The organism is Agromyces sp. CF514 (assembly GCF_900113185.1).
In the GTDB taxonomy this organism is placed as follows: Bacteria; Actinomycetota; Actinomycetes; order Actinomycetales; family Microbacteriaceae; genus Agromyces.
The window spans coordinates 1,632,432-1,649,542 of sequence record NZ_FOZD01000001.1 but is presented as its reverse complement, the minus strand read 5'-3'; the positions used below and the strand labels follow the sequence as shown (position 1 = coordinate 1,649,542).

General features: G+C 69.6%; 14 protein-coding genes. 8 read left to right on the top strand and 6 right to left on the bottom strand.

Going from position 1 to position 17,111, the window contains the following annotated elements:
- Window positions 1-99: 99 nt before the first annotated feature.
- Window positions 100-846, bottom strand: coding sequence for a phosphoglyceromutase (locus tag BM342_RS07230; protein WP_092964739.1), 747 nt, complete (start codon window positions 844-846; stop codon window positions 100-102).
- A 147-nt stretch (window positions 847-993) separates the two neighbouring features.
- Between BM342_RS07230 and BM342_RS07225 the strand changes: the two genes are divergently transcribed.
- Window positions 994-1,851 carry a class I SAM-dependent methyltransferase gene (locus BM342_RS07225; RefSeq protein WP_092964738.1) on the top strand — a complete coding sequence of 286 codons (858 nt, stop codon included), beginning with the start codon at window positions 994-996 and terminating at the stop codon, window positions 1,849-1,851.
- Window positions 1,852-1,860: 9 nt separating this feature from the next.
- On the opposite strand, the gene BM342_RS07220 is transcribed toward BM342_RS07225, so the two are convergent.
- From BM342_RS07220 to BM342_RS20170, 3 genes are all read right to left on the bottom strand, one after another.
- A complete protein-coding gene (locus tag BM342_RS07220; RefSeq protein WP_092964737.1) occupies window positions 1,861-3,024 on the bottom strand; it encodes a CAF17-like 4Fe-4S cluster assembly/insertion protein YgfZ in 1,164 nt (387 codons plus the stop codon).
- Window positions 3,024-3,632, bottom strand: coding sequence for a nitrobindin family protein (locus tag BM342_RS07215; protein ID WP_092964736.1), 609 nt, complete (start codon window positions 3,630-3,632; stop codon window positions 3,024-3,026). Before BM342_RS07215 ends, BM342_RS07220 begins: the two co-directional genes overlap by 1 nt.
- 213 nt (window positions 3,633-3,845) lie before the next feature.
- Window positions 3,846-4,160 (bottom strand): hypothetical protein, encoded by a 315-nt coding sequence (locus tag BM342_RS20170; RefSeq protein WP_092964735.1) that lies wholly within the window; start codon window positions 4,158-4,160, stop codon window positions 3,846-3,848.
- A 74-nt stretch (window positions 4,161-4,234) separates the two neighbouring features.
- Between BM342_RS20170 and BM342_RS20165 the strand changes: the two genes are divergently transcribed.
- The 7 genes from BM342_RS20165 (at window position 4,235) to pstB (ending at window position 12,383) form a co-directional block, all read left to right on the top strand.
- Window positions 4,235-4,921, top strand: coding sequence for a response regulator transcription factor (locus BM342_RS20165; protein WP_092964734.1), 687 nt, complete (start codon window positions 4,235-4,237; stop codon window positions 4,919-4,921).
- A 45-nt stretch (window positions 4,922-4,966) separates the two neighbouring features.
- Complete coding sequence (locus BM342_RS07200) at window positions 4,967-7,147, top strand: RNA degradosome polyphosphate kinase (protein WP_092964733.1); 2,181 nt, start codon at window positions 4,967-4,969, stop codon at window positions 7,145-7,147.
- Entirely contained in the window at window positions 7,144-8,085 is a 942-nt protein-coding gene (locus tag BM342_RS07195) for an NUDIX hydrolase (protein WP_092964732.1), read from the top strand. The genes BM342_RS07200 and BM342_RS07195 overlap by 4 nt, the downstream gene beginning before the upstream one ends.
- 200 nt (window positions 8,086-8,285) lie before the next feature.
- Window positions 8,286-9,377 carry a phosphate ABC transporter substrate-binding protein PstS gene (gene pstS / locus BM342_RS07190; protein WP_255368592.1) on the top strand — a complete coding sequence of 364 codons (1,092 nt, stop codon included), beginning with the start codon at window positions 8,286-8,288 and terminating at the stop codon, window positions 9,375-9,377.
- 123 nt (window positions 9,378-9,500) lie between these two features.
- Window positions 9,501-10,445 carry a phosphate ABC transporter permease subunit PstC gene (pstC, locus tag BM342_RS07185; RefSeq protein WP_092964730.1) on the top strand — a complete coding sequence of 315 codons (945 nt, stop codon included), beginning with the start codon at window positions 9,501-9,503 and terminating at the stop codon, window positions 10,443-10,445.
- Window positions 10,445-11,545 carry a phosphate ABC transporter permease PstA gene (gene pstA / locus BM342_RS07180; protein ID WP_092964729.1) on the top strand — a complete coding sequence of 367 codons (1,101 nt, stop codon included), beginning with the start codon at window positions 10,445-10,447 and terminating at the stop codon, window positions 11,543-11,545. The genes pstC and pstA overlap by 1 nt, the downstream gene beginning before the upstream one ends.
- 58 nt (window positions 11,546-11,603) lie before the next feature.
- A complete protein-coding gene (gene pstB, locus BM342_RS07175) occupies window positions 11,604-12,383 on the top strand; it encodes a phosphate ABC transporter ATP-binding protein PstB (protein WP_092964728.1) in 780 nt (259 codons plus the stop codon).
- A gap of 129 nt (window positions 12,384-12,512) precedes the next feature.
- Here pstB and BM342_RS07170 read toward each other — a convergent pair whose 3' ends face one another.
- Both BM342_RS07170 and BM342_RS07165 read right to left on the bottom strand, forming a co-directional pair.
- A complete protein-coding gene (locus BM342_RS07170; RefSeq protein ID WP_143109784.1) occupies window positions 12,513-14,381 on the bottom strand; it encodes a glycosyl hydrolase family 18 protein in 1,869 nt (622 codons plus the stop codon).
- 170 nt (window positions 14,382-14,551) lie between these two features.
- Window positions 14,552-17,095, bottom strand: coding sequence for a glycosyl hydrolase family 18 protein (locus tag BM342_RS07165; RefSeq protein WP_092964727.1), 2,544 nt, complete (start codon window positions 17,093-17,095; stop codon window positions 14,552-14,554).
- Window positions 17,096-17,111: the final 16 nt, after the last annotated feature.

Genomic DNA, 17,111 nt, shown 5'->3' with positions numbered 1-17,111 from the left:
GCTGCGACGACGAAGGGCCGGGGTCTCCCCCGGCCCTTCGCTCGTCTTCGGGCCGCACGCTCGGCGACGGCCCGAAGACGGACTGCGTGTCGCCTGCGCCTACTTCTTGCCCTGCGCGGCGACCGCGGCGGCGCCGGCTGCGGCGGCCTCGGGGTCGAGGTAGCGCCCGGGCGAGAGCGGGGTGAAGTCGTCACCGAGCTCGTAGACCAGCGGGATGCCGGTCGGGATGTTCAGCTCGGCGATGTCGTCGTCGCTGATGCCGTCGAGGTGCTTCACGAGCGCCCGCAGCGAGTTGCCGTGCGCCGTGACGAGCACGGTCTTGCCGGCGGCGAGGTCGGGCACGATGCCCTCCTCCCAGTACGGCAGCATGCGTGCGATGACGTCCTTCAGGCACTCGGTACGCGGCAGCTCGTCGTCGGCGAGGTCCGCGTAGCGGGGATCGCCGACCTGCGAGTACTCGGCGTCGTCCTCGAGCACGGGCGGGGGCACGTCGAACGAGCGGCGCCAGAGCTGGAACTGCTCGGGGCCGTACTTCTCGAGCGTCTCGGCCTTGTCGAGGCCCTGCAGCGCGCCGTAGTGGCGCTCGTTGAGGCGCCAGGTGCGGCGCACGTCGATCCACGCGCGGTCGGCGACGTCGAGCGCGATGTTCGCGGTCTGGATGGCGCGGGTGAGCACCGAGGTGTGCAGCACGTCGGGCAGCAGGCCCGACTCCGCGAGGAGCTCGCCCGCACGGGCGGCCTCGGTGCGGCCGAGTTCGCTGAGTCGCACGTCGACCCAACCGGTGAACAGGTTCTTCTGGTTCCATTCGCTGTTGCCGTGGCGAAGCAGCACGAGGGTGTGAGGCATGCGACCAGCCTAGCCGCGAGGCATCCTCCGTCCGCGCGCGGAGTCCTCGGGAGTCACGTCGACGCGACGTGCACGGCGCTCGTCGCCTTCCGCGACCGCGACCGGCGCGCGGATGCCGCGCGCGGCCCGTGCTGGCAGACTTGGGGCATGCCCGCGGATGCCTCGCCCCACCCTCGGCGGCTCCGACCCGGGCAGCGCGTCGGCACCGTCACGCGCGGCACCACGAACACGAACCGCCTGCGTCGGGTCGACCGCTGGATCGCGGCGCACCCCGCGCTGCTGCACGCCACGGATCCCTTCGTCGTCGATCTCGGCTACGGGGCCAGCGGTGTCACGACGCTCGAGCTCGCCTCCCGCCTGGCGCACGTGAGACCCGACGTCCGCGTGCTCGGCCTCGAGATCGAACCCGAGCGGGTGCGCGTCGCGCGCGACCAGCTCGCGAGGGTGCGGGCGGGCGAGGCGACGTTCGCCGCCGGGCTCGACGTCGACTTCGCGGTCGGCGGGTTCGAGGTGCCGGGCCCTGGCGGCGCCCGCCCGGCCGTGATCCGCGCGTTCAACGTGCTGCGGCAGTACGACGAGTCCGAGGTCGCGGCTGCGTGGACCCTCATGCGCTCGCGGCTCGCGCCGGGCGGGATGCTCGTCGAGGGCACCTGCGACGAGCTCGGACGGGTGTCCAGCTGGGTGGGCATCGGCGAGGACGGTCCCCGCACGTTCACCGTGAGCCTGCGACGCTCGGGGCTCGAGCTGCCCTCGGTCGTCGCCGAGCGCCTGCCGAAGGCGCTGATCCACCGCAACGTGCCGGGCGAACGCATCCATGCGCTCCTCGGCGACCTCGACCTGGCGTGGCGCACGCACGCGGCGATGGCCGTCTACGGACCGTCGCAACGCTGGATCGCGACCGTCTCGACGCTCCGCCACGAAGGCTGGCCCATCATCGGCGGCCCTCGACGCACCAGGCTCGGCGAGCTCACGCTGCCGTGGTCGGCCGTCGCTCCGCTCGACTGACGGCGCTCGTCAGGGACGCGCGCCGAGCCTCGGCAGACGCGGGACCTCGACGGCGGCCGACGCATCGGCAGGCACGATCTCGACCTGGGCCGCCGCGACATCCGTGCCGTGGCTCTCGACGATGAGGGGCAGGTCGGCCGGCACCTGCCGCTTGATGACCGCGAGCGCGACCGGGCCCAGCTCGTGGTGCATCGTGCTCGACGTGATGTGGCCGACGACCTTGCGCTCGGGCGCCTCGCCCGGAGCGGGTTCGGGCCGGACCTTCTCGCCGATGACCTCGTCGCCCGGGGCGGGCAGCACGGTGTCGCTGCCGTCGAGGTGCAGCAGCACGAGCCGACGCGGCGGCCGCCCGAGGTTCAGGACCTTCGCGACCGTCTCCTGGCCCTTGTAGCAGCCCTTGCCGAGGTCGACCGCGCTCTGCAGCCAGTCGAGCTCGTGCGGCAGGCTCTTCTCGTCGACCTCGGTCGCCAGGCGCGGGCGCCACGCGGCGATGCGCAGCGCCTCGGCCGCGAGCGAGCCGGCGACCTCGACGCGGCCCGCGCGCACGGCGGCGACCGCCTCGGGCAATGCGTCGCGAGCCACGATGCGCTCGATCCAGTGCCATTCGGATGCCGGGTGCCCGGCGTCGCGCGCATACCGATGCGTGCCGGGGGTTCGGGTCGACCACGGGTCGACCCAGTCGAGCGCCACGCCCGCAGGCGCTGCCGCCGGGATCGCGGCGTCGAGCGCGTCGGCGGACATGGCCGCGAGGACCGAGAACTCGGCGGACCTGTCGGCCACCTCGACGCGGAGCATGAACCGCATGCGATCGAGGAAGGCCGCGAGCGGCGCGGCATCCGCGCCCTCGACGACGAGCCACGTCGTCTCGCCGTCGTCGACCGCGTGCACGACGTGCTCGATGCGGCCGGATGCGTCGAGGAAGAGCGCCTCTGCGCCCTCGCCGGGACGCAGCCCCGTGAACGACTGGCTGGCCATCGAGTGCAGCCACGAGAGGCGATCGGGGCCGGTGACGGTGACCACGCCGCGGTCGGAGAGGTCGACGATCGCAGTGCCGCGCTCGAGGTGGCGCTGCTCGACGATCGGGTTGCCGTAGTGCCCCGGACCGGCGACGGCATCGTCGACGTCTTCGGCGGGCACGGCTCCCGGAAGCGAGAGGAAGGGCGAGACGGCCATCAGTCGACCTTGGCGAGTCGTGCGGAGGCGTGCGTGCGCAGGTCCTGGCCGAGCGCCGCGATGTCCCACGCCCACAGCAGGTGACCCTCGACGAGCCCGTAGAGGCGCGTCGCCGCGACGTAGTCCTTCGCGCCGGAGCCGCGCATGACCGCATCGGTCGCGAGGTCGATGCGCGGACCCTTGACCTGTCCGAGATAGAGCTCCGAGACGCCGCCCGGATGCACGAGGGAGACCTCGAGGTCGAACCCGCCGTCGGCGTTGCGCAGCGCCTCGACGTCTTCAGCCGAGCGGAACCGCGACTCGCCCACGCCGGGCAGCAGCGCGGGACCGGGGTCGCCGTCGCCGAGCTCGCGCGCGATGCGCCAGTAGCCGGTCTCCGTCGCGAGCGGGCGAGGGTCGCCGTCGGGCTCGTCGGCGAAGAGCCACGTGTACGACGTGTAGTTCAGGTGCGGCAGGCCGTCGTGGCTGAAGCTGATGCGCTGGCCGAACTCGTGCGTGACCTTCTCTTCACCGACCTTGTAGTCGATGACGCCGGAACCCTCCCAGACGCCGAGGAGCCACGAGAGCGGAACGAGTTCGGCCGGGAGGTCGACAGGCAGATCGATCATTGCCGCGCCTTCACCGGCGCCTAGCGCTGGCCCTTGAAGAGCTTGTAGACCACGACGCCGCTGATCCACGCGATCGAGAGGCTCGCGAGACCGAGCAGGCCGATGAAGAGGAGTTCGAGTGCGAGCAGCTGCGACATGCTCAGAGTCTATCCGCTCCGCACGACCGCGGCGGCGCTCCGGACCCGCCCGGTGCCGCGACGACGGCGATGCCGCCTACGCCGACAGCGTGGGCGTCACGGCGAGCGCGGCGACGGCGACCACGGCGGCCGCACCGCCGACGCTCGCGCTGGCCCGCACGACGAATCCCGGCGGACGCCGTGTCGCCAGCTGGGCCGCGAGCGCACCCACCACGCTCGTCGCGAGGACGACGCCGAGCGCGTCGTAGACGCCGAGCGGGCCCGAATCGCCGAACCAGGCGGCCGTGCCGGCGTAGGCGAGCGAGACCACGACCGCGGAACCCACCACGGCGACGGCCCAGACGACGCCGATGGCGAGCCATCCGGCCCTCGATTCGCGCTCCGCCTGCATGTCGTCCTCTTCGTGTCCGTCCCGGGAGCTTGGCGTCCCGTAGTATTGACGAACCTTACTCCTGGAGTGTGTGCGTGGCGCAGTTGCTGATCCTGTCGCCGGCGGCTAACGAAGAAGTTCTTCCGGCGCTTTCACTTCTGACTCACCGAACGCGGATCATCCCCGCTTCGCCTGAGCAGCTGGTCAGAGCGCCCGAATCGGACCTCGTGTTCCTCGATGCGCGCACGAACCTCGCCGCAGCCAAGGCACTGGCGCAGATCCTGCGGACCACCGGGCTCTCCTCGCCGCTCCTGCTGATCGTCACCGAGGGCGGGCTCACGGCGGTCACCCCCGACTGGGGCGTCGACGACGTGGTCCTCGAACAGGCCGGCCCGGCCGAGGTCGACGCACGTATCCGTCTCGCCCTCGGGCGAGCGGCGGCGACACAGCCCTCGGAGCGCATCCAGACCTCCGGCGTGGTGATCGACGAGGCCAGCTACTCGGCGAAGGTCCACGGGCGCACGCTCGACCTGACGTACAAGGAGTTCGAACTCCTCCGGTTCCTCGCGGCCCACCCGTCACGCGTCTTCACCCGCGAGCAGCTGCTCAGCGAGGTCTGGGGCTACGACTACTTCGGCGGCACGCGCACGGTCGACGTGCACGTGCGGCGTCTCCGCGCCAAGCTCGGCGACCTCGACAGCCTCATCGGCACGGTCCGCAACGTCGGCTACCGCTTCAACGTGCACGAAGACGACGAGGGCGCCCCGGTCACGACGCGTTGACGCGCTGTTCATCGCCCGAAACGTGCCGAATGGCATTATGAAGGGATGACCACCGACAGCGCCCTCGACGCCGACCGTACGGCGAGCGACTTCGACGACGACTTCGAACCCTTCGACACCGAAGGCGCCCCGGAGCTGCCGGCCGAGCGCTACCTCGACCGCGAGCTCAGCTGGCTCGCGTTCAACAAGCGGGTGCTCGAGCTCGCAGAGGACTCGACGATCCCGGTGCTCGAGCGTGCGAACTTCCTGGCGATCTTCGCCTCAAACCTCGACGAGTTCTTCATGGTGCGCGTGGCGGGCCTCAAGCGCCGCATCATCACCGGGCTCGCGGTGCCCTCAAACGTGGGCCGCTCGCCGGTCGACGTGCTGAGCGATATCTCGAAGCAGGCGCACGAACTGCAGATCCGGCACGCCGCGGTCTACCAGGATCTCGTCATGCCCGCCCTGGCCGAGGCCGGAATCCGCGTCGTCACCTGGGAGGGCCTCGGCACCGAGGCGCGCGACCACCTGCGCGACTACTTCTCGAGCCAGATCTTCCCGGTGCTCATGCCGCTCGCGGTCGACCCGGCGCATCCGTTCCCGTACATCTCGGGGCTCTCGCTCAACCTCTCAGTGCGCGTGCGCAACTCGCGCACCGGGCGACAGGAGTTCGCCCGCGTCAAGGTGCCGCAGATGCTGCCCCGATTCGTGCGCGTCGAACCGAGCGAGTCGATCGAGGACGCGAGGTACGTCACGCTCGAGGACCTCATCGCCAACCACCTCGGAGACCTCTTCCCCGGCATGGAGATCCTCGAGCACCACGTCTTCAGGGTCACCCGCAACGAAGACGTCGAGATCGAGGAGGACGAGACCGAGAACCTCATCAAGGCGCTCGAGAAGGAACTGCTGCGACGCCGCTTCGGCCCGCCCATCCGCCTCGAGGTCACCGATGACATGGACGAGGTGACCCTCGGCCTCCTCGTGCGCGAGCTCGACGTGACCGAGCAGGAGGTGTACCGGCTGCCGGCGCCGCTCGACCTCGGCGGCCTGTTCGACCTCTCGCGGCTCGACCGCCCCGAGCTGCACTACCCGACCCACGTCCCGGTGACCGCGGCGCAGCTGCAGCCCTCGGACTCGAACCTGCGTGCCGACATCTTCAAGGCCGTGTCGCGGCGCGACGTGCTGCTGCACCACCCCTACGAGTCGTTCGCGACCAGCGTGCAGGCCTTCCTCGAGCAGGCCGCCGCAGACCCCGACGTGCTCGCCATCAAGCAGACCCTGTACCGCACCTCGGGTGACAGCCCCATCGTCGAGGCGCTCATCGATGCCGCCGAATCCGGAAAGCAGGTGCTGGCGCTCGTCGAGATCAAGGCCCGCTTCGACGAGCAGGCCAACATCACCTGGGCGCGCAAGCTCGAGAAGGCCGGCGTGCACGTCGTCTACGGGCTCGTCGGGCTCAAGACCCACTGCAAGCTCGCGCTCGTGATCCGTCAGGAGAAGGGCACGCTGCGCCACTACTCGCACATCGGCACGGGCAACTACAACCCGAAGACGAGTCGCATCTACGAGGACTTCGGGCTGCTCACCGCCGACGACCAGGTCGGCAAGGACCTGACGCGCCTGTTCAACGAGCTCTCCGGATACGCCATCGAGAAGAAGTTCAAGCGACTGCTCGTGGCTCCGCTGCACCTGCGGAAGGGCCTGCTGAAGCTGATCGCGGGCGAGGTCGCCAATGCGAAGGCCGGCAAGCCGGCGGGCATCCGCATCAAGGTGAACTCGATGGTCGACGAGGCCATCATCGACGCGCTCTACCGGGCCTCGAACGCCGGCGTCGAGGTCGAGGTCTGGGTGCGCGGCATCTGCAGCCTGCGCCCCGGCATCGAAGGGCTCAGCGAGAACATCACCGTGCGATCGATCCTCGGCCGCTACCTCGAGCACTCCCGGATCTTCTCGGTCGTCAACGACGGCGACCCGCAGACCTACATCGGCTCCGCCGACATGATGCACCGGAACCTGGACCGACGGGTCGAGGCGCTCGTGCGGCTCACCGATCCCGGACACATCCTCGAGGTGAACGCCAACTTCGATCGCGCCATGGACGACCGGACCAGCTCGTGGCACCTCGACGGCGACGGCACGTGGAACAGGAACGCCTTCGACGAGTCGGGACATCCGCTCGAGGACCTGCAGTCGTCGCTCATGCTCGAGTTCGCCCAGCGCAGCAGTCGAACGGGTCAGCGCCGATGAGCGTCGAGACCGCCGTCTACGCGGCCGGCGCGGTGTGCTGGCGCATCATCGACGGCCGCATGCACGTGCTGCTCATCCACCGCACCGTGCACGGCGACGTGACCATCCCGAAGGGCAAGGTCGACCCGGGCGAGACGCTGCCGCAGACCGCGGTCCGCGAGATCCGCGAGGAGACCGGGCTCGAGATCGCACTCGGCGTACCCCTCGGGATCTCGCGCTACGCCATGCCCAGCGGACGCGAGAAGGTCGTGCACTACTGGGCGGGCGAGGTCAGCGACCACGCACTGCAGAACTCGACCTTCAAGCCCAACGGCGAGGTTGCGGCACTCGAGTGGGTCACCATCAAGCGGGCGAGGGGCTACCTCACCTATGCGCCCGACGTCGAGATCCTCGACAACTTCGCCGCGCTCGTCGACCAGGGCGTGACGAGCACGTTCGCGCTCCTGCTCGTGCGCCACGGCAAGGCGCTCGCCCGCAGCAGTTGGAAGGGCGAGGACACCGCGCGCCCGCTCGTCGCACGCGGGGTCGCCCAGGCGGCCGCGCTCGTCGACACGCTCTCCGCCTGGCGCCCCGAGCGCATCGTATCGAGCCCCGCGATCCGGTGCGTCACGACCGTTCGCCCGCTCTCGGCGGCCACCTCGGTCAAGGTCAAGCTGAAGCCGGCCATCAGCGAGGATGCCTGGGCGGCCGGCGACGGCGACATCCGCCGCGTCATCGGCAAGCGGATCCGCTCCGGCCGGTCGGCCGTGATCTGCAGCCACGGGCCGGTGCTTCCCGAGATCATCCGGGAGATCTCCCTCGCCACCGCGACCCCGCTCGGCTCCTACGTGACGGATGCCGCCGAGCTCGAGCCGGGCGGGTTCAGCGTCGTGCACGTGTCGAAGACGAACTCGGGCTCGGGCGTGATCGCGATCGAGACGCACGCACCGAGAGTCTGAGCTCGGCTCGTTCGACTCCCGAACCCTGTCCGAATGCTGTGAAGTCCCGCGGGATTCCGCGGGACTTCCGCGCCGGACAGCGGTCGTTCACCTTCCGTTCACCGCCGCGGCGCAAGCTCGTAAGGCGGGATGCATAGCGTCGCATGCGGGTCGGCACCCGACCCGAACCTGCACACATCTCCCCGGAAGGGAATCCTCACGTGAACCTCAAGCGTTTCGGCGTGCCTGCCGTCGTCGCCATCACGGCCGCGCTCGCCCTCAGCTCCTGCGCCTCGAACGAAGGCGGATCCGACGCTCCCTCCGAGTCGGCCTCGACGCTCTCGGGCACCATCAACGCAGCCGGCGCCTCGTCGCAGGGCTCCGCCCAGGAGGCCTGGATCGCAGCGTTCCAGACCGCCAACACCGGCGTCACGATCAACTACGACCCGTCGGGCTCCGGCGCCGGCCGTGAGTCGTTCATCGCGGGCGGCGTGGACTTCGCCGGCTCCGACTCGTACCTGAAGGACGAGGAGCTCGCGGGCGAGTTCGGCTCGTGCGCACCCGACACGAAGGCGATCGACCTGCCGGTCTACATCTCGCCGATCGCCCTCATCTTCAACATCGAGGGCGTCGACGAGCTCAACCTCGACTCCGCCACGATCGCGAAGATCTTCAAGGGCGAGATCACCACCTGGAACGACCCGGCGATCGTCGCGCTCAACCCCGACGCGACCCTGCCCGCGGCGAACATCACCGCCGTGCACCGCTCCGACGACTCGGGCACCACGAAGAACTTCGCGGACTACCTCTTCCAGACCGCACCCGACGTGTGGGACGCGGAGCCGGCCGACCCGTTCCCCTACCAGACCGGTGAGGGCGCCCAGGGCACCTCGGGCGTCGTCGACGCCGTCACCAACGGCGTGAACACCATCGGCTACGCCGACGCTTCGCGCGCCGGCGACCTCGGTGTCGCGAACATCAAGGTCGGCGACGAGTTCGTCGGCTACACGGCCGAGGCTGCTGCCGCCGTCGTCGCCGAGTCGCCGCTCGTCGAGGGCCGCGATGCGAACGACCTCGCGATCGCGCTCGACCGCACCACGACCGACCCCTCGCACTACCCGCTCGTGCTCGTGAGCTACGCGATCGTCTGCCAGGAGTACGCCGACGCTGCTCAGGGCGAACTCGTGAAGTCGTACGTGAGCTACATCGCAGGCGCCGACGGCCAGTCCGTCGCCGCCGAGCAGGCCGGCTCGGCCCCGCTCTCGTCCGACCTGTCGGACAAGGTCGCGGCCGCGCTCGAGACCGTCAAGTAACACCGGCTGCCCGGCCCGATCGCCCGTCATTGCGCGCGGCGATCGGGTCGGGCAGGCTTGGCGCACCGGCATCCGCCAGTGCGCCGCACCCGTTCCGACCGCCCCACGCAGGAAGACCCGGCCATGACGTCAGCCCCACCGGCATCCGCGATCACAGCGAAACCACGACCCGGTGATCGGGTGTTCTCCACGGCCACGGTGGTGGCCGGATCCCTGATCCTCGTCACGCTCGCGGCCGTCGCGATCTTCCTGGTCGCGCAGGCCCTTCCGGCGTTCACCGCCGAACCCGACGACTTCAAGGGCGATGCCGAGAACTTCTGGCAGTACGTCGGACCCCTCGTGTTCGGCACCCTGTGGGCCGCCGCGCTCGCGCTGATCATGGCGATCCCGGTCGCCCTCGGCATCGCGCTGTTCATCTCGCACTTCGCCCCGCGCAAGCTCGCGCAGGGTCTCGGCTACGTGGTCGACCTGCTCGCCGCGGTGCCCTCGGTGGTCTTCGGCCTCTGGGGCATCTCGGTGCTCGCGCCGGCCGTGCAGCCGCTCTACACCAGCCTCACCGAGTGGTTCGGCTGGTTCCCGCTCTTCGCCGGCCCCGTCTCGGGCACCGGCCGCACGATCCTCACCGTCGCCGTCGTGCTCGCGGTCATGGTCCTGCCGATCATCACCGCCCTCTGCCGCGAGGTCTTCCTGCAGACCCCCGTGCTGCACGAGGAGGCGGCCCTCGCGCTCGGCGCGACCCGCTGGGAGATGATCAAGCTCGCGGTCATCCCGTTCGGCCGCCCCGGCATCATCTCGGCCTCGATGCTCGGCCTCGGCCGCGCACTCGGCGAGACCATGGTCGTGGCCATGGTGCTCTCGCCGGCCTCGATCATCTCGTTCGCGCTCCTGCAGTCGCAGAACCCCACCACGATCGCGGCGAACATCGCCCTGAACTTCCCCGAGGCGCACGACGTCGGGGTCAACATCCTCATCGCGACGGGCCTGATCCTGTTCGTGATCACCCTCGCCGTCAACATGATCGCCCGGTACATCGTCGACCGGCGCAAGGAATTCTCGGGAGCGAACTGATGAGCGTCCTCACCTCGCCCCCGAAGTCGCCGGTCGGCACGCCCGTCTCGAACTCGCTCACCGCGGGCAAGCTCCCCCGGTACACGGCTGTCTGGGTCCTCATCGGATGCATCGCCGTCATGTCCCTCGTCTTCGCGATGATCGCGGTGGCGGGCGGCACCGAGTTCAACATCGTCGCCGCCGTGTTCCTCGGCGTCGTCGCCTACGTCGTCGTCATCTGGGTGCTCTCCCGTGCGGTCGAGGGATCCCGCAAGGCCGCCGACCGCTTCGTGACCGCACTCGTCGCGACGGCCTTCACGATCGCGCTGCTGCCGCTCATCTCGGTGGCCTGGACGACGATCGTCAACGGCCTGCCCCGCTTCGACATCCAGTTCTTCAGCGAGTCGATGCGCAACGTTGTCGGCCCGGGCGGCGGCGCGCTGCACGCGATCGTCGGCACGCTGCTCATCACGGGCATGGCCACGCTCATCTCGGTGCCCGTCGGCCTGCTCGCGGCGATCTACCTCGTGGAGTACGGCCGCGGCCGCCTCAAGCACGCGATCACGTTCTTCGTCGACGTCATGACGGGCATCCCGTCGATCGTCGCCGGCCTCTTCGCCTTCGCCCTGTTCGCGCTCCTGTTCGACGATCCGGGCATCCGCTTCGGCTTCGGCGGCTCGGTCGCCCTCTCGGTGCTGATGATCCCGGTCGTCGTGCGTTCGAGCGAGGAGATGCTGAAGCTCGTGCCGAACGAGCTGCGCGAGGCGGCCTACGCCCTCGGCGTGCCGAAGTGGCTCACGATCCTCAAGGTCGTGCTGCCCACCTCGATCGCCGGCATCATCACGGGCATCATGATCTCGATCGCCCGTGTCATCGGCGAGACGGCGCCGCTGCTCATCATCGCGGGCTTCACGACGAGCATGAACTACAACCTGTTCTCCGAGCGGATGATGACGCTCCCGGTGTTCGTGTACACCCAGTACGCGAACCAGGGCGCCGACACCCAGGCCTACATCGACCGTGCGTGGGCCGGAGCCCTGACGCTGATCCTCATCGTCGCCCTGCTCAACGTCATCGCCCGCCTCGTCGCCAAGGTCTTCTCGCCGAAGACCGGACGCTGACCGCGTCGGCCCACCCAGACCTGAACCCAGCCCGAGCCCAGAGAGAAGCGAAGCTCCCGTGTCCAAGCGCATCGAAGTCAACGACCTGAACGTCTACTACAGCAGTTTCCTCGCGGTCGAGGGCGTCTCGCTCGAGATCGAGCCCCGCACCGTGACGGCCTTCATCGGGCCGTCGGGCTGCGGCAAGTCGACGTTCCTCCGCACGCTCAACCGCATGCACGAGGTCATCCCCGGTGCACGCGTGCAGGGCGAGGTGCTCATCGACGGCAACAACCTCTACGACTCCTCGGTCGACCCGGTGCTCGTGCGCCGCCAGGTCGGCATGGTGTTTCAGCGGCCGAACCCGTTCCCGACCATGTCCATCAAGGAGAACGTGCTCGCGGGGGTGCGCCTGAACAACAAGCGCATGTCGAAGACCGACGCCGACGACCTCGTCGAGAAGTCGCTGCTCGGCGCGAACCTCTGGAACGAGGTGAAGGACCGCCTCGACCGACCGGGCTCCGGCCTCTCGGGCGGGCAGCAGCAGCGACTCTGCATCGCACGCACCATCGCCGTATCGCCGGAGGTCATCCTCATGGACGAGCCGTGCTCGGCCCTCGACCCGATCTCGACGCTCGCCATCGAAGACCTGATCGAAGAGCTCAAGACCGAGTACACGATCGTGATCGTGACCCACAACATGCAGCAGGCCTCGCGCGTGAGCGACAAGACGGCGTTCTTCAACATCGCCGGCACCGGCAAGCCCGGCAAGCTCATCGAGTACGACGACACCACCACGATGTTCTCGAACCCGTCGGTGAAGGCCACCGAGGACTACGTCTCCGGCCGCTTCGGATGATCGGATGCCGCGGCTGACGCGGCTCGCACGAACGACGGATGCCCCGGAGCGAACTTCGCTCCGGGGCATCCGCCGTTCCGGTCGTCGGCCGGGAGGCATTCGCGCCTCCCGACCGTCGTCACCCGCGGTTCAGCAGGCGCCCTGCTTCTCCCACGGGCCCCACTGCTCGGCGCCGGGGACGTTGTTCTGCGTCCACCACTTGGCCTTGTAGGTCGAGCCCTGGTAGCTCACGACCGCGCCGCCGCTGTAGGCGGTCGCCGCAGCCCAGGCCGCGGCCGTGCAGCTGCCGGGATCAGTCGGCGGGGTCGTGGGCGGCGTGGTCGGCGGCGTGGTGGGCGGGGTGGTCGGCGGCGTCGTGGTGCACGCCCCGACGAGCGCCCAGACCGCGGCGGAGCCGGGCGTCTCGCCCTGCGTCCACCACTTGGCCGAGTACTCCGAGCCGTTGTACGACACCTTCTGGCCACCGGTGTAGATGCCCGAGGCGGTCCAGGCCGCCGCCGTGCAGCCGCCGGTGGGCGGCGTCGTGGGCGGCGTGGTCGGGGGCGTCGTCGGCGGGGTCGTGGGCGTCGTGCCTCCGACGGGGTCGGTCGCAGGGCCCTTCTTCGCCGCGCGGAGCTTGTCGGCGAGGGTGCCGACGAGCTCGCCGTTGCGGTCGCCGTCGAGCTCCCACCACATGCCGCCGCCGAGGCCGTTGTCGACGATGTACTGCGACTTGCGGGTCGTCGACTTGACGCTGTCGTAGCTCCACCACTGGTTGCCGTCGAAGCGCCAGGCCGCGCCGAGGGCGGCGTCGTAGTACTCGGTGCCGAGGGTCTTCAGCTTGTCGTAGTCCTCGTTGCCCTTCTCCCACGTGCCGGGCGCGGCATCCGTCGCCGAGGTCCAGGCGTTGGAGGACTTCGCACCCTGCCAGCCGCGACCGTATGCGGCGAGGCCGATGCCGAGCTGCTTGGGATCGATGCCGGTCTTCAGGTACTCCTTGACCGCCTTGTCGACGCTGAACCGCTGCGCGGGCGCCCGGCTGTCGGCCGGGTCGTCGAAGAGGTTCGCCTGGTGGCCGACGAGCGTCGGGTTCCACGCACCGTGCAGGTCGTAGCCCTGGATGTTGCCGTAGTCGAGGTAGCGGAACTTCTCGGGGTCGTTCCAGCCGCCGGAGGCGATGTCCGCGGGGTTCGCGGGCAGGAACGCCGACAGCTGGTACGGGTGGCCGTTCTCGGCGGTCAGAGCGTCGATCTGGGTGCGGAACTCCTTCAGCAGTGCCGTGAAGTTCGCCTTGTCGTTGACCTCGTCGACGAAGTTGCCCACCTCGCCGTTCTGCGATCCGGGCCACTCCCAGTCGATGTCGATGCCGTCGAACACGCCCGCTGCCGCGCCCGTGCCGCCACGCCCGTCGATGACCGGCAGGTTGCCTCGGAGGTAGAGGTCGACGCAGCTCTTCACGAACTTCTTGCGCGAGGCATCCGTCGCCGCGGCCTTCGAGAAGTTCTTCGACCAGGTCCACCCGCCGAGCGAGATCATGACCTTGAGGTTCGGGTGCTTGGCCTTCAGCTGCTTGAGCTGGTTGAACGAGCCGGCGAGCGGCTGGTCCCAGGTGTCGGCGGTGCCGGCGACCGAGTTGGCCGCGGTGTAGCCCATGCCGAAGTCGGCCCACGCGTCGCCGGCGCCGTCGGAGCCGTTCGGCCCGGTGCCCTGCGCCTTGTTCGCGATGAAGCACTCGAGCGTCTGGTAGTTGATGTTGCCGAACGAGTAGTTGATGTGCGTGAGGTCGGCGGCCGTTCCGGAGGTCTCGAGCTGCTTGGCCTGGAAGGCCCGCCCGTAGACGCCCCACTGGGCGAAGTAGCCGACGTTGCGGTAGCCGTTCACGGCGCTGGGCGCCTGCTCGGGGGCGGCGGCGGCCGGCAGGGCCGAACCGACCGCGGCGAGTCCGGCGACGAGTGCGCCGGTGGCGACGGTGGCGAGCGCCGTGCGCAGGCCCCATCGCGTGCTTCTCTGTCTCTGCATGGTGTCCTTCGTCGAGGAGGAACGGGCGCGGTCGCGCCCCTCGTCGTCAAGCTACGAGCGGATGCCGCGTGGCGGCGTCCGCACGATCCACATGTTCGGCCGGGCATGCGAGAGGCCGGGTACGTAGGACTACGTACCCGGCCTCGACTGCGGCGATGCGGTCGCGACGGCTAGCAGGCGGTCGCGGTGCCCCACACGTCGTTCGTGCCCGGCGTGTTGCCCTGGGTCCACCACTTCGCGGTGTACTCGGAGCCGTTGTACGACACCTGCTGACCGCCGGTGTAGATCGCCGTGGCGCTCCACGCGGGCGCGTCGCACGTGCCCGTGCCGCCTCCGCCGGTGCCGCCGCCGGCGCCACCGCCCGCGACGGGCTCGACGACCGTGACGCCCCTCGGCAGGTCGTAGAGCGTGGCGAACGTCTCGGTGCCGACCTTCACCCGGAGGTTGGAGATCTGCGCCATCGGCAGTCGCCACGAGAGCTTCGTGAAGACGCTGCCGCCCGCCGGAATCCCTCCCGAGGGCACCTTGATCGTGTACGTGTGGAAGTCGCCCTTCAGGCCTCCGACGTTCGACCCGGTGTGGTCGCTCGACACCTTCGTGATGCCCCAGCCGTTCTGCTCGCCCATTGCGCCCGTGTCGCTCGTGGCGGTGTCGAACGTGATCGTCGAACCCGCGGGGATCGCGGTCCTCGACCTGTTGGTGAACGTGACCTTCGGGTTGATCGGGTAGTTGCTGTCGCCGAGCGCGAAGTCCCCGAACGACACCTGCAGGTCGATCGCCTTGGTCGGCATCTCGACGTTGGCCTTCGTCGCGTCGTACGGCTGCGAGGCCGCGAACCGGTCGTGCAGGAGCGACACGAGGGTCGAACCCATCTCGTACTGGCCCTTCTGGGCGTTGTACTCGTAGTCGCCCGCGAGCTCCCAGATCATCGCGCCGCCGATGCCGTTGTCGGCGATGTAGTCGGCCTTCGCGCTGACCGCCTGGTCGGAGTCGCCCGAGAGGAAGGTCTTCGTGGTGGCGTTCCACCACCACTCGGTCTTCGTGGTCTGGTCGAAGTGGTGGGTGTAGGTGCCCGTGATCGACGTCGGCGCCCCGTACGAGGCCGCGTAGTCGCCCACGACGCCCTTCTGCAGGTTGAGCGCGTGCCAGATCGGATTCGCCCCGGCGCCGACCTCCGCCCCGGTCTTGTCGAGGTCGTGCCAGAGGTTGTTGATGCCGACCGCGCCGTTGCCGCACTTGGACGTGCCGCCGATCGTCGGTCCCGTGCCGGGCGGGCACTTCGTCTGGTCGGCGAGCGGCGCCTTGCCGGAGAGGCCGTTGGTGCCGCCCTGCACGCCGTCCCATCCTCGCGTGTAGAACGGCAGGCCCACGTTGATGCGGCCGGCCGGCATCGCGCCGCGGAAGTAGTGGTACGCCCAGTCGGTGTTGAGGTAGCCGATGTTGTTGTAGGCCCCGTAGACGCCGCCCGCGGCGAGCTCGGGGTCGTTGCCGTCGTCGAAGAGCGGGCCGTTGCCGCCGACGTAGTCGTTCCACGAACCGTGCAGGTCGTAGCTCATGATGTTGACGTAGTCGAGGTACGGGGTCACCTGGTAGACCTCGGCTCCGCGCAGCAGCCAGCCGGATGCCGGTGCCGCGACGGTGAGCAGGTAGTGCTCGCCGTCGGCCGCGCCCGCGCGATCGAGCTTCTCGCGGAGGGTCTTCATGAGCGACTCGTACCCGGCCCAGAGCTTCGCCCGGCGCGGCTCGGAGAACGTGAAGTCGTCGGGGCTGCCGGCCTTGCCGTTCGAGTTCGCGTACTCGTAGTCGATGTCGACGCCCTCGAAGCCGTAGGTGCGGATGAACTGCACCGCCGAGTCGGCGAAGGCGTCGATCTTGGCCTGCGAGTCGGTCATCGTGTAGAAGCCGCCGTCGGCGACGCGGTCGCCCTCGGCGTCGAAGTAGCCGCCGGTCTCGGCCCAGCCGCCGACCGAGACGAGCGCCTTCACGCCCGGGTTGGCCTTCTTGTACTTCGTCAGCAGGTTGAAGTGCCCCTTGTAGGGAAGCGTCGGGTCCATCTCGGCACCCGCGACGCCCGGCCAGGTGAGGTCGGTCGCGGCGTTGCCGGCGACGGCCTGGTTCACCGACACCTTGCCCTGCGCGTCGATGTGCGCGAACGCGTAGTTGATGTGGCTGAGCTTCTTCCACGGGATGTCGCTCGCGAGGTAGCTGGGTGCGCCGTTCACGCCGGTGCGCCAACTCGTGAAGTAGCCGATCACGCGGTTCTTCAGGCCGTTCGGCAGTTTCTCGCGACCCTGCTCGTCGTAGACCGAGCAGTACGGCACGTCGACGCCGGGGGTCTGGTAGAGGCCGTCGGGGCGGCACTTCTCATCGGGGTTCGTGGTCCAGGGCGTGCCCGTTCCGGGGTCGGGCGTGGGCGTCGGGGTCGGCGTCGGGGTCGGCGTCGGCTCGGGGGTCGTGCCGCACACGCCGTTGCTCGCCCACGGGCCCCACTGCTCGGTGCCGGGCACGTTGTTCTGGGTCCACCACTTGGAGGTGTAGTTGATGCCCTGGTACGAGGCCTTGGCGCCGCCGGAGTACGCGGTCGCCGCGTTCCACGCCGGGGCGCAGGGCTCGGCGGCATTGGCGATCGTCGCGGGGATCAACGCCGCAAGCAGCAGCCCGACCCCGGCGACGGCGGCGACGAGCCGCGCGCGCGTGAGTGTGGGAGTTCGCATGTCGTTCCTGTCTGAA